The 13,192-nt window shown below is 44.8% G+C and carries 13 protein-coding genes; 10 read left to right on the top strand and 3 right to left on the bottom strand.

Translation table 11 applies throughout. The features are described 5' to 3' along the window. Positions 1-7: 7 nt before the first annotated feature. From bcd to MOF34_RS09880, 6 genes are read left to right on the top strand one after another with little or no spacing between them, the layout of a single operon-like run. Positions 8-1,102, top strand: coding sequence for a branched-chain amino acid dehydrogenase (gene bcd, locus MOF34_RS09905; protein WP_019714905.1), 1,095 nt, complete (start codon positions 8-10; stop codon positions 1,100-1,102). 18 nt (positions 1,103-1,120) lie between these two features. After that, positions 1,121-2,212 carry a butyrate kinase gene (buk, locus tag MOF34_RS09900; protein ID WP_268400044.1) on the top strand — a complete coding sequence of 364 codons (1,092 nt, stop codon included), beginning with the start codon at positions 1,121-1,123 and terminating at the stop codon, positions 2,210-2,212. Between the two features lie 21 nt (positions 2,213-2,233). After that, complete coding sequence (gene lpdA / locus MOF34_RS09895) at positions 2,234-3,658, top strand: dihydrolipoyl dehydrogenase (RefSeq protein WP_268400043.1); 1,425 nt, start codon at positions 2,234-2,236, stop codon at positions 3,656-3,658. 21 nt (positions 3,659-3,679) lie between these two features. Continuing rightward, positions 3,680-4,672: a 3-methyl-2-oxobutanoate dehydrogenase subunit alpha gene (gene bfmBAA, locus MOF34_RS09890; RefSeq protein ID WP_019714902.1), complete on the top strand. Its 993-nt coding sequence runs from the start codon at positions 3,680-3,682 to the stop codon at positions 4,670-4,672. Positions 4,673-4,685: 13 nt separating this feature from the next. Further along, on the top strand, positions 4,686-5,669 hold the full coding sequence (gene bfmBAB / locus MOF34_RS09885) for a 3-methyl-2-oxobutanoate dehydrogenase subunit beta (RefSeq protein ID WP_019714901.1): 984 nt from the start codon (positions 4,686-4,688) through the stop codon (positions 5,667-5,669). Between the two features lie 21 nt (positions 5,670-5,690). Then, positions 5,691-6,968 (top strand): dihydrolipoamide acetyltransferase family protein, encoded by a 1,278-nt coding sequence (locus tag MOF34_RS09880; protein ID WP_268400042.1) that lies wholly within the window; start codon positions 5,691-5,693, stop codon positions 6,966-6,968. Positions 6,969-7,028: 60 nt separating this feature from the next. Here MOF34_RS09880 and bmrR read toward each other — a convergent pair whose 3' ends face one another. The 3 genes from bmrR to MOF34_RS09865 all read right to left on the bottom strand — a co-directional run bounded on the left by bmrR (position 7,029) and on the right by MOF34_RS09865 (position 10,073). Continuing rightward, positions 7,029-7,865, bottom strand: a complete 837-nt coding sequence (gene bmrR, locus MOF34_RS09875; RefSeq protein WP_268400041.1) for a multidrug efflux transcriptional regulator BmrR — start codon at positions 7,863-7,865, stop codon at positions 7,029-7,031. 72 nt (positions 7,866-7,937) lie between these two features. Beyond that, positions 7,938-9,107 carry a multidrug efflux MFS transporter Bmr gene (gene bmr, locus MOF34_RS09870; RefSeq protein ID WP_268400040.1) on the bottom strand — a complete coding sequence of 390 codons (1,170 nt, stop codon included), beginning with the start codon at positions 9,105-9,107 and terminating at the stop codon, positions 7,938-7,940. Positions 9,108-9,188: 81 nt separating this feature from the next. After that, positions 9,189-10,073, bottom strand: a complete 885-nt coding sequence (locus tag MOF34_RS09865) for a YegS/Rv2252/BmrU family lipid kinase (RefSeq protein ID WP_268400039.1) — start codon at positions 10,071-10,073, stop codon at positions 9,189-9,191. Between the two features lie 159 nt (positions 10,074-10,232). Between MOF34_RS09865 and brxB the strand changes: the two genes are divergently transcribed. The 4 genes from brxB to artR all read left to right on the top strand — a co-directional run bounded on the left by brxB (position 10,233) and on the right by artR (position 13,159). Beyond that, a complete protein-coding gene (gene brxB, locus MOF34_RS09860) occupies positions 10,233-10,670 on the top strand; it encodes a bacilliredoxin BrxB (protein WP_003226477.1) in 438 nt (145 codons plus the stop codon). Positions 10,671-10,938: 268 nt separating this feature from the next. Continuing rightward, positions 10,939-11,706, top strand: coding sequence for an arginine ABC transporter substrate-binding protein ArtP (artP, locus tag MOF34_RS09855; RefSeq protein WP_019714896.1), 768 nt, complete (start codon positions 10,939-10,941; stop codon positions 11,704-11,706). A 78-nt stretch (positions 11,707-11,784) separates the two neighbouring features. Continuing rightward, the gene (gene artQ / locus MOF34_RS09850; RefSeq protein WP_268400038.1) at positions 11,785-12,444 is read left to right on the top strand and encodes an arginine ABC transporter permease ArtQ; all 660 of its coding nucleotides are present in this window, start codon (positions 11,785-11,787) and stop codon (positions 12,442-12,444) included. Further along, positions 12,437-13,159: an arginine ABC transporter ATP-binding protein ArtR gene (artR, locus tag MOF34_RS09845; RefSeq protein ID WP_019714895.1), complete on the top strand. Its 723-nt coding sequence runs from the start codon at positions 12,437-12,439 to the stop codon at positions 13,157-13,159. The genes artQ and artR overlap by 8 nt, the downstream gene beginning before the upstream one ends. The last annotated feature ends 33 nt before the right edge of the window (positions 13,160-13,192 follow it).

Raw genomic sequence — 13,192 nt, 5'->3', positions numbered from 1 at the left:
AACGAACATGGAACTTTTTAAATATATGGAGAAATACGATTACGAACAATTGGTATTCTGCCAAGATGAACAATCAGGCTTAAAAGCGATTATCGCAATTCATGATACAACGCTTGGCCCGGCGCTTGGCGGAACGAGAATGTGGACATATGAAAATGAAGAAGCGGCAATTGAAGATGCCCTCAGACTGGCAAGAGGCATGACCTATAAAAATGCAGCGGCAGGCTTAAACCTTGGCGGCGGAAAAACAGTAATTATCGGCGATCCGCGCAAGGACAAAAATGAGGAAATGTTCCGCGCGTTCGGCCGCTATATCCAAGGGCTGAACGGCAGATACATTACAGCTGAAGATGTGGGCACAACGGTTGAGGATATGGATATCATTCATGATGAAACAGACTATGTCACAGGAATTTCTCCTGCTTTCGGCTCTTCTGGAAATCCATCTCCAGTTACAGCGTACGGGGTGTACAGAGGAATGAAGGCAGCCGCTAAAGCTGCTTTCGGATCCGACTCTCTTGAAGGGAAAACAATCGCTGTACAGGGTGTAGGGAACGTGGCCTACAACCTATGCCGCCACCTCCATGAAGAAGGGGCAAACTTAATCGTTACGGATATCAATAAACAGTCAGTACAGCGCGCAGTTGAAGATTTTGGCGCCCGTGCGGTTGATCCGGAAGAGATTTATTCACAAGACTGCGATATTTATGCGCCGTGCGCCCTTGGTGCGACAATCAACGACGACACCATTAAACAGCTGAAGGCGAAAGTCATCGCGGGTGCGGCTAATAACCAATTAAAAGAAACGCGCCATGGCGATCAAATTCACGAAATGGGCATCGTTTACGCACCGGATTATGTCATTAACGCAGGCGGGGTAATCAACGTGGCAGATGAGCTTTACGGCTATAATGCAGAACGTGCATTGAAAAAAGTTGAAGGCATTTACGGGAATATTGAGCGTGTACTTGAGATTTCTCAGCGTGACGGCATTCCAACATATTTAGCAGCTGACCGCTTGGCAGAGGAACGGATTGAACGCATGCGCCGCTCAAGAAGCCAGTTTTTGCAAAACGGCCACAGTGTGTTAAACAGACGTTAAGAAATTGATCTGGAGGTTATGAAAGTGCTACATGATGAAAAACGCATTCTCACAATTAATCCAGGCTCAACTTCAACGAAAATCGGTGTTTTTCATAACGAACGAAGCATTTTTGAAAAAACATTGAGACACAACATAGAAGAGCTGCAGCGATTTAACCATATTATTGATCAGTATGAATTTCGCAAAAATCATATTCTCGAAACGCTACATGAACAGGGTATCAATATCTCAAAGTTTGATGCAGTATGCGCTAGAGGAGGCCTTCTCCGGCCGATTGAAGGCGGAACTTACGAAGTGAATGATGACATGATTGAAGACTTGAAAGGCGGCTATGCCGGCCAGCATGCTTCTAATTTAGGCGGTATTATCGCGCGAGAAATCGCTGACGGCCTGAATATCCCTTCGTATATCGTCGATCCTGTTGTCGTAGACGAAATGTCAGTTCTCGCAAAAGTTTCTGGTATGCCCGAAATTGAACGGAAAAGTATTTTCCATGCGTTAAACCAAAAAGCTGTCGCCCGTAAAGCGGCAGCCTCTCTTGGCAAACGATATGAGAACATGAAAATGATTGTTACCCATATGGGTGGCGGGATTACAATTGGCGTCCATGACCACGGGCGAGTGGTAGATGTCAATAACGGCCTTCACGGAGAGGGGCCGTTCAGTCCTGAACGTGCAGGAACAGTTCCTGCGGGAGATCTTGTGGATTTATGTTTTTCAGGACAGTATACAAAAGAAGAACTCATGAAAAAACTGGTGGGCACCGGCGGGCTTTTCGGCTATCTCGGTACGAATGATGCAGTAAAAGTGGAACAGATGATTCAGGGGGGCGATGAAAAAGCCCGTTTCATTTTTGACGCCATGGCGTATCAGGTAGCAAAGGAAATCGGGGCAGCCAGCGCCGCATTAAAAGGCGAAGTGGAAGCGATTGTGCTGACGGGAGGCCTTGCATATGGCAAAAGCTTTGTTTCCAGTATCAGATCATACATAGATTGGATTTCAGATGTTTTAGTTTATCCGGGAGAAAATGAACTGCAGTCTCTGGCCCAAGGGGCGCTCAGGGTATTGCTGGGCGAAGAGCAATCCAAACAATATCGTATTAAATAGACAGACTAGGAGTGAGTCACCATGGCAACTGAGTATGACGTAGTCATTCTGGGCGGCGGTACCGGCGGTTATGTTGCGGCCATCAGAGCCGCTCAGCTCGGATTAAAAACAGCCGTTGTTGAAAAGGAAAAGCTCGGGGGAACATGTCTACATAAAGGCTGTATCCCGAGTAAAGCGCTGCTTAGAAGCGCGGAGGTATACCGGACAGCTCGTGAGGCCGATCAATTCGGAGTCGAAACGGCTGGCGTATCCCTCAACTTTGAAAAAGTACAGCAGCGGAAGCAAGCTGTTGTTGATAAGCTTGCAGCCGGTGTGAATCATTTAATGAAAAAAGGAAAAATCGACGTGTACGACGGATATGGCCGTATACTCGGGCCGTCAATCTTCTCCCCGCTGCCGGGAACGATTTCTGTTGAACGGGGAAATGGCGAAGAAAATGACATGCTGATCCCGAAACAAGTCATCATTGCAACAGGATCAAGACCGAGAATGCTTCCTGGCCTTGAAGCGGACGGAAAGCATGTATTGACTTCGGATGAGGCTCTCCAAATGGAGGAGCTGCCAAAATCGATTATCATCGTCGGCGGAGGCGTTATCGGTATCGAATGGGCGTCTATGCTTCATGATTTTGGCGTGAAGGTAACGGTTATCGAATACGCGGACCGCATATTGCCGACTGAGGATCAAGAAATTTCAAAAGAAATGGAAAGTCTTCTTAAGAAAAAAGGCATTCAGTTCGTTACAGGGGCAAAAGTGCTGCCTGACACAATGACAAAAACGTCAGACGACATCAGCATTCAAGCGGAAAAAGACGGAGAAACCGTTACTTACTCTGCTGAAAAAATGCTAGTTTCCATCGGCAGACAGGCAAATATCGAAGGCTTCGGCATAGAAAACACCGATATTATCACTGAAAAAGGCGTCATTTCAGTCAATGAAAGCTGCCAAACGAAGGAATCTCATATTTATGCAATCGGAGACGTAATCGGTGGCCTTCAGTTAGCTCACGTTGCATCGCATGAAGGAATCATTGCCGTTGAGCATTTTGCGGGTCTCAATCCGCATACGCTAGATCCAACGCTTGTACCGAAGTGCATCTACTCGAGCCCTGAGGCTGCCAGTGTCGGCTTAACAGAAGATGAAGCAAAGGCAAATGGGCACAATGTCAAGGTCGGCAAGTTTCCATTTATGGCAATTGGAAAAGCGCTTGTATACGGTGAAAGCGACGGATTCGTAAAAATCGTGGCGGATCGTAACACGGATGATATCCTAGGCGTGCATATGATCGGACCTCATGTTACCGACATGATTTCAGAAGCAGGACTTGCAAAAGTACTGGACGCGACGCCGTGGGAGGTCGGTCAAACGATTCATCCGCACCCGACGCTTTCAGAAGCAATTGGGGAAGCAGCGCTTGCCGCAGCCGGCAAAGCCATTCATTTTTAAAAGCAAAAAGGAGGGGCTTGAATGAGTACAAACCGACATCAAGCACTAGGGCTGACTGATCAGGAAGCCGTTGATATGTATAGAACCATGCTGTTAGCAAGAAAAATTGATGAAAGAATGTGGCTGTTAAACCGCTCTGGCAAAATCCCGTTCGTGATCTCTTGTCAAGGACAGGAAGCAGCGCAGGTAGGAGCGGCTTTTGCCCTTGACCGTGAAATGGATTATGTACTGCCGTACTACAGAGACATGGGTGTCGTACTGGCATTTGGCATGACAGCAAAGGATTTAATGATGTCCGGGTTTGCCAAAGCTGCAGATCCAAACTCAGGCGGCCGTCAGATGCCGGGACATTTCGGACAAAAGAAAAACCGCATCGTGACAGGATCGTCTCCAGTAACAACGCAAGTTCCGCACGCAGTCGGCATTGCGCTGGCGGGACGTATGGAGAAAAAGGATATCGCAGCCTTTGTTACTTTTGGTGAAGGTTCTTCAAACCAAGGCGATTTCCATGAAGGTGCAAACTTTGCCGCTGTCCATAAGCTGCCGGTGATTTTCATGTGTGAAAACAACAAATACGCAATCTCAGTGCCTTACGATAAGCAAGTCGCATGTGAGAACATTTCCGACCGTGCCGTCGGCTATGGAATGCCTGGTGTAACCGTGAATGGAAATGATCCGCTGGAAGTTTATCAAGCGGTCAAAGAAGCACGTGAACGCGCGCGCAGAGGAGAGGGCCCTACATTAATTGAAACAATTTCTTACCGCCTTACACCGCATTCCAGTGATGATGATGATAGCAGCTACAGAGGCCGTGAAGAAGTAGAGGAAGCGAAAAAAAGTGATCCCCTGCTTACTTATCAAGCTTACTTAAAGGAAACAGGCCTGCTATCCGATGAGACAGAACAAACCATGCTGGATGAGATTATGGCAATCGTAAATGAAGCGACGGATGAAGCGGAGAACGCCCCTTATGCAGCTCCTGAGTCAGCGCTTGATTATGTGTATGCGAAGTAGGGAGGAAGAACAAATGTCAGTAATGTCATATATTGATGCGATCAATTTGGCGATGAAAGAAGAAATGGAACGAGATTCTCGCGTCTTCGTCCTTGGAGAAGATGTAGGAAGAAAAGGCGGTGTGTTTAAAGCGACAGCCGGCCTCTACGAACAATTCGGGGAAGAGCGTGTTATGGATACGCCGCTTGCTGAATCTGCGATTGCTGGAGTCGGCATCGGAGCGGCTATGTACGGGATGAGACCAATTGCTGAAATGCAGTTTGCTGATTTTATTATGCCGGCAATCAACCAAATTATTTCTGAAGCGGCTAAAATCCGTTACCGCAGTAACAATGATTGGAGCTGTCCGATTGTCGTCAGAGCGCCATACGGCGGAGGTGTACACGGGGCCCTTTATCATTCTCAGTCAGTCGAAGCGATTTTCGCCAATCAGCCCGGACTGAAGATAGTGATGCCTTCAACGCCATATGACGCGAAAGGCCTCTTAAAAGCCGCAGTTCGTGATGAAGATCCGGTGCTGTTTTTTGAGCACAAACGTGCATACCGCCTGATAAAAGGAGAGGTTCCGGCAGATGATTATGTCCTGCCAATCGGCAAGGCTGATGTAAAACGGGAAGGCGACGATATTACAGTGATCACATACGGCCTCTGCGTCCACTTCGCGTTACAGGCTGCAGAACGTCTCGAAAAAGATGGCATTTCAGTGCATGTGGTGGATTTAAGAACGGTTTATCCGCTCGATAAAGAAGCGATCATCGAAGCCGCATCCAAAACCGGCAAGGTTCTTTTGGTCACAGAAGATACAAAAGAAGGCAGCATCATGAGTGAGGTGGCCGCGATTATATCCGAGCATTGTCTGTTCGACTTAGACGCGCCGATCAAACGGCTTGCAGGTCCTGATATTCCGGCTATGCCTTATGCGCCGACAATGGAAAAATACTTTATGGTCAACCCTGATAAAGTGGAAGCGGCGATGAGAGAATTAGCGGAGTTTTAAAGACGTAAGGAGGTTACAATCATGGCAATTGAACAAATGACGATGCCGCAGCTTGGAGAAAGCGTGACAGAGGGGACGATCAGCAAATGGCTTGTTGCCCCCGGTGATAAAGTGAACAAATACGATCCGATCGCGGAAGTTATGACAGATAAGGTGAATGCAGAGGTTCCGTCTTCTTTTACAGGTACGATAACAGAGCTTGTGGGTGAAGAAGGCCAGACCCTGCAAGTCGGGGAAATCATTTGCAAAATCGAAACAGAAGGCGCCAACCCGGGTGAACAAAAGCAAGAGCAGCCGGAGTCGTCAGCAGCAGCGGAGACACCTGCTGCAGAAAGCCGCGCCGAAGAAGCCAGTCAGCCCAATAAAAAGCGCTACTCGCCAGCTGTACTTCGTTTGGCCGGAGAGCACGGAATTGATCTTGATCAAGTGACAGGAACAGGTGCCGGCGGGCGTATTACGCGAAAAGATATTCAGCGCATCATTGAAACAGGCGGCGTGCAAGAACAACCTGAGGAGCCGAAAACAGCAGCTCCTGAACCTGCGTCTTCAGCAAAAACAGAGCCGAAGAAGGAAGAGACTTCCTATCCTGTGTCTACAGCCGGAGATATAGAAATCCCTGTTACAGGCGTAAGAAAAGCAATTGCTTCCAATATGAAACGAAGTAAAACAGAAATTCCGCATGCTTGGACGATGATGGAAGTCGACGTCACAAATATGGTAGCATACCGCAACAGTATAAAAGATTCTTTTAAGAAGACAGAAGGCTTTAATTTAACGTTCTTCGCCTTTTTCGTCAAAGCGGTCGCTCAGGCGTTAAAAGAATTTCCGCAAATGAATAGCATGTGGGCGGGCGATAAAATCATTCAGAAAAAGGATATCAATATTTCAATCGCGGTTGCGACAGAGGATTCTTTATTTGTTCCGGTGATTAAAAATGCTGATGAAAAAACAATTAAAGGCATTGCAAGAGAAATTACTGACCTTGCCAAAAAAGTAAGAGACGGAAAACTCTCAGCAGATGATATGCAGGGGGGAACGTTTACCGTAAACAACACAGGTTCGTTCGGTTCAGTTCAATCTATGGGCATCATCAACTACCCTCAGGCTGCGATTCTTCAAGTGGAATCCATTGTCAAACGCCCGGTTGTCATGGATCATGGCATGATTGCTGTCAGAGACATGGTCAATCTGTGCCTGTCCTTGGATCACAGAGTGCTTGACGGCCTTGTGTGCGGACGATTCCTCGGGCGTGTGAAGCAAATTTTAGAATCGATTGACGAGAAAACATCTGTTTACTAATAAGCAAAAAGAGCGTTTTTTGAAATGTAACTTCAAAAAATGCTCTTTTTCTATACAGCATTATTCAGCGATTCGGATTTTCATTTCGACCCGATATTCTTCTTGTTTTTTGGGTGAGTAATGTACCGGTATAATTAACTCGTAAACATCACTGGCAACTGTTAATTGATGGTCTGCGATATACTTGATAAGCTTCTGTAAGTTGAGAAAATAATGCTCAGGTAAAAAATGATACGCGATACAAACATATCTGCCCTTAGGAATCGTTGTGATTTCCATATCCGGTGTAATGGCAGAAATTTGTTTATTCGTCAATACAGGCGTAAAGATATGACGGTAAGTCATTTCATCAATGCTGGTGTACGGCTGAAACGAGAAAGTTGCACCGTAGCTATTATTTGTAAATCCATCTGCTGATTCGATAAATTTTTTTAATTTGCTGTAGGAGGCGTTGAGCACGTTTTCAGGCCCAATTCCCTCTGCCTCTGTCTGAATGATGCGTGTTTCTTCTTCATCCAAAACAAACACCTCGCCGAGCGCAGGGTATTCCATCTGCCGCTTCATCCGCTTTTTCACCAAGGAAATGGACTGCTCTAATGTTGATAAAAAATCTAATTTCTCCCTGATTTGCTTTTCCTGCTCTGTATAAAAAGCAAACAGTTCCTCCATCTCTAATTCCTGTGCCTTTTTCATCTCTTCTAAAGGTGTGCCAATATATTTCAATGATTTAATCAAATCAAGATGATAGAGCTGAGAATCTGTATAATAGCGGTAGTTGGTATCCGGGTTGACGTAGGCGGGTTTAAATAAATCAATTTTATCGTAATAACGGAGCGCTTTAATCGACACATTTGCCAGCTTTGAAACTTCTCCAATTGAGTAATACGATTCTTTCATGCCACCACTCCTTCTATGATCAGTATAATGAAGAAGCGCATTCTTTGCAGTACACAAAGAATACGCTTTTTATTATGTGCTGGCTTTTAGATGTGCAGGCGCTTTCCAAGCAATAGTCAGCGCAATGCCTATGGCTAAAGTCACCGTTGCAAAGTAGAATGGGTAGTTTACATCGATATCGAACAGCATTCCGCCGATAATAGGCCCGAACACATTTCCGATACTTGTAAACATCGAATTCATGCCACCGGCGAACCCCTGTTCATTCCCAGCAATCTTTGACAGATAGGTCGTCACCGCAGGCCGCATGAGATCAAATCCGACAAATACGGTGACTGTAACCAGCAGAATCGCAACATAAGAATTCACGGCTGTCATAATGAATACCAGACTCGTCGAGAGAATTAAGCTATACCGAATTAAACGGATTTCGCCAAACCACCTTGTAAAGCGGTCGAATAAGAGGACTTGCGTAATAGCGCCGACAATCGCTCCTCCTGTAATCATAATAGCAATATCGCTGGCTGAAAATCCGAATTTATGGTCAACGAATAACGCAAATAAAGATTCAAATGACGCTAAACCAAAAGACGAAATCAAGATAATGAGAAAAGCAATGAAATACATGGGTGCAAAAATCCGTTTGAACCCTGTTTTTTGTCCTTTCCTGTCCTGATTTTCAGGATTTCGTTCCGGCTCGCGCAGCGTGAATATTGATAAAATGGCTGCCAGCAAAGCAAAGGCTGCCGCAAAGAAAAAAGGCAAACGAGAATAGATTTCCGCTAAAAATCCCCCGATGCCAGGCCCGATAATAAAGCCCGTTGAAATAGCAGCTGACATATAACCTAGCGCTTTTGGCCGTGTTTTAATGGTCGTGATATCCGCGATAAAAGCCGTGACCCCAGGCATAATAAAGGCAGCGCTGACACCGCCAAGCATACGGGAGATAAATAAAACCTCAACTGTTTGTCCCATACCGAATAAAAACTCCGAAACACTAAAGAAAAACAGGCCGATCACGATCATAATTTTACGTCCGAAGCGGTCAACCCACCTTCCGCCTATTGGTGAAATAATGAGCTGTGTAACAGCGAAGCAGGCGACCATATAGCCAACCGCAGTGCCTGATAAATGCAGTTCATTCATAATGGTAGGTGTTACTGGGATCACAAGTCCGATCCCCAAAAACGCAATAAATAAATTGGTTAGTAATATTGTTAAGGTGATATTTTGTTTCTCCATGTAACTTCCCCTTTTTCAAAAGTGTATCCCTTATACTCTAAGGCCTCCTCTTAGTGGAGAGTCAACGGATTTACAAAATCTTTACGGGACTAGCATATCAATGTGCCGCGGCAGGACTTGAATCACCGCAGGCGTATGAGTATAGATTTCTCCATCTGTATCAACCTTTTTGACAGTGTCCGTTTCAATTTCGACTCGAGAGGCCTGGATATAGGAAAGCTCTCCGGTAAACCGATCAATTGTGCCCTGTTCCATGCTCATCAGCTCCCGCAATGCGGAGAGATTGGTGCTGCGGCAAATGAGGATATCGAGTAAGCCGTCATCTATACTGGCATCCGGCAGGGGAATTCGGTTCGTTCCAATGTATTGTCCGTTCATAACAAGCAGCATAACGGCTTCTTCTTTAATTTCTTTTCCATCAATTTTTAATGTCATCGGAAATGATCCGGCAGATGAGACTGTTCGGAGTGCACTTGTATAATAGCTAATTTTTCCCAATAATGCTTTTGAGGTTTCGTTGATCTGATTCGACGTTTCTGTAATCAGACCGATCCCCCAGAAATTTAAAAAATAACGCTCGTTCATCTGACATACATCTACGCTAGTTTTTTTTCCTGACACAAGTGCTTCCGCCGCTTTTGCGAGATTTTGAGGGATGCCCAGCACTCTTGAAAAGTCATTGCACGTTCCGCCGGGCAAAATCCCGACCGCAGGCTTTCTTTCTAAAGCGCTGATGGCATTAATGCATTGATGGACTGTGCCGTCGCCGCCTAGAATAAAGACGGTGTCGACAGAATCATCAATGGATTGGCAAAAATAATACGCATCGTCTTTTTTCTTTGTCTCTTTAACGGTCACCTCATCTAAAGCTTGTGATAATACCGGTACCACAGCCCCTAATGCTTTTTCTATATTTTTGTTGCCGGCATTTCCGTTATGAATTAGTAACGCTTTCCGATGGCTCATACAAAACTGCTCCTTTATTTTACATCTGGTTATATAATCCCCTATTCCTGTAAGCTGTAAACGGAGACCAAAAAAGTGTACGGCTAAGCAATGTTATTTGCCGATATGGACGTTTCCTTGCTATCATAAGAACAGATGATAAAAAAGGAGAGGTCTTCATTGAACATGGATTTTAATTTATTTATGAATGATATTGTCCGCCAAGCGAGACAAGAAATTACTGCTGCCGGATACACTGAGCTGAAAACCGCTGAAGAGGTGGATGAGGCACTTACGAAAAAAGGAACGACGTTAGTCATGGTAAACTCTGTTTGCGGATGTGCCGGAGGAATTGCAAGACCGGCTGCCTACCATTCCGTTCACTATGATAAAAGACCTGATCAGCTCGTTACCGTCTTTGCCGGACAGGATAAAGAAGCGACAGCGCGAGCGCGTGACTATTTTGAAGGATATCCGCCATCTTCTCCGTCCTTTGCGATTTTGAAAGACGGAAAAATCATGAAAATGGTAGAGCGCCATGAAATTGAAGGACATGAGCCGATGGCAGTAGTGGCAAAGCTGCAAGAAGCCTTTGAAGAATATTGTGAAGAAGTATAAGACGAAAAACCCGGGTGCCTAAGCAGATCCGGGTTTTTTTATGCATAAAACCCCAAAGAGATATGAATAAATATTAAGAGATTATTCAATTGGATTATGCAACGAATCTATTTTTATCTAGTAATATCAAAAAGAAACCGTTGGAAAAAATAAGCTTGAAGAAATTTTTGAAAATAGTATTGCATAAAAATAAGAAACTGTTTAAAATACAAATTAACGAATAAATATTCAAATACACTAAAAGTAATGAATATGGGGGAAATGGATCATGAAGAAATGGCTCTTATTACTTGTAGCTGCATGCATCACCTTTGCATTATCTGCTTGCGGCTCAAGCAGTTCTGGTTCAGAAAGCGGAAAGAAAAAATTAATTATGGGTACTTCGGCGGATTACAAACCGTTTGAATATAAAGAAGGCGATGATATTGTCGGCTTTGATGTAGAGTTGGCAAAAGCGCTGGCGAAGAAGACTGGCTATGAAATTGAAGTGCAGGATATGGACTTCAACAGCTTAATTACAGCGCTGAAATCAAAACAGGTGGATCTGGTTCTGTCAGGAATGACACCGACGCCTGAGCGTAAAAAACAAGTTGATTTTTCCGATGTGTACTACACAGCGAACCATATGATTGTCAGCAAAAAAGACAGCGGCATTACATCTCTGAAAGACCTGAAAGGAAAAACAGTCGGCGTTCAGCTTGGCTCTATTCAGGAAGAGAAGGGGAAAGAGCTTTCTCCGGAATATGGTTTTCAAACAGAAGACCGCAACAGAATTTCTGATTTAGTGCAGGAAATCAAATCTGACCGCTTTGATGCCGCGATTATCGAAGACATGGTAGCAGAAGGGTATTTCAAATCAAATGACGACTTGCAAGGCTTCGTAATTCCTGATGCGAAAGCGGAGGAAGCCGGTTCAGCGATTGCTTTCAGAAAGGACAGTGAACTGACAGACAAATTCAATAAAGCCCTCAAAGAAATGGAAGATAACGGAGAGCTCGAGAAATTGAAGAAGAAATGGTTCACTGGCGAGAAGTAAAAAAGCGGCTCAACTTTTTCGTTGAGCCTTTTTATTGAATAGGAAATCTTTTTTCCGTAAGAAAAGGAGACAAAAACTATGAATTTGGATTTTTCAGCAACGATCCCCCAAATTCCTTTTATATTAGAAGGCTTGGCAATTACTTTAAAAATTGTTATCGTATCAGCCATTATCGGACTTATTCTCGGTATTGTGCTAAGCTTATGCAAGATCAGCACGTTCCGCCCGCTGATCTGGATCGCTGATTTTTATACATCAGTGTTCCGCGGTACGCCTTTAGTGCTGCAGCTTATGATTGTCTATTTCGGGCTTCCGCAGCTGCTCGGCTTTCAAATTGACCAGTTTTGGGCGGCGGTTGTCGCATTGTCATTAAATTCCGCAGCTTATGTTTCGGAAATTATCAGAGCCGGGATCAACGCCATTGATAAAGGGCAAAAAGAGGCGGCTGTCGCACTTGGTGTCCCGTACGGAAAAATGATGAAGGATCTGCTGTTGCCGCAGGCCTTTAAAAATATATCACCTGCAATTGTAAATGAATTAATTACGTTAACAAAAGAATCGGCGATCGTCACCGTCATCGGGCTAGGTGATGTCATGAGACGCGCTTATCAATCAGGCGCCGCCACTTATAATTACCTTGAGCCGCTCATTATCGCCGGATTGATTTATTATGTGCTTGTCCTGATTTTAGCGTTTATCGGCAAGGCTGTAGAAAGGAAGCTGAAATCCAATGATTAAGATTGAAAAGCTGTCAAAATCATTTGGGAAACACGAAGTATTAAAAAACATTTCAACAACAATCGCAGAAGGTGAAGTTGTTGCCGTAATCGGTCCTTCAGGCTCAGGCAAATCAACGTTCCTTCGCTGTTTAAACCTGTTGGAGAAGCCTAACGGCGGAACCATTACCATCAAAGACAAGGAGATCACGAAGGCGAAAACCAATACTTTAAAGGTCCGGGAAAACATCGGGATGGTTTTTCAGCATTTTCATCTCTTTCCGCACAAAACGGTTCTCGAAAATATCATGTACGCGCCTGTCAATGTCAAAAAAGAATCAAAACAGGCTGCACAGGAAAAAGCCGAAGAACTGCTCCGCAAAGTCGGTTTGTTTGAAAAGAGAAATGACTATCCAAACCGCTTGTCTGGCGGACAAAAGCAGCGTGTCGCCATCGCTCGGGCTCTTGCAATGAATCCGGAAATCATGCTGTTTGACGAACCGACCTCTGCACTTGACCCGGAGATGGTCAAAGAAGTGCTCCAGGTGATGAAAGAATTGGTCGTAACCGGTATGACTATGGTGATTGTCACGCATGAAATGGGTTTCGCAAAAGAAGTGGCTGACCGTGTGTTATTTATGGATCAAGGAATGATTGTCGAGGACGGCAATCCGAAAGAATTTTTTCTTTCGCCAAAATCCAAAAGAGCGCAGGACTTTTTAGAGAAAATATTATAGAATATAGAAAAAAGAAGAAGGCTGATTGCTTCT

This window comes from Bacillus sp. T17B1 (assembly GCF_026796395.1).
In the GTDB taxonomy this organism is placed as follows: Bacteria; Bacillota; Bacilli; order Bacillales; family Bacillaceae; genus Bacillus; species Bacillus spizizenii_A.
Note: the sequence above shows the minus strand (reverse complement) of the source record. Positions and strands in the feature narration are given on the sequence as shown.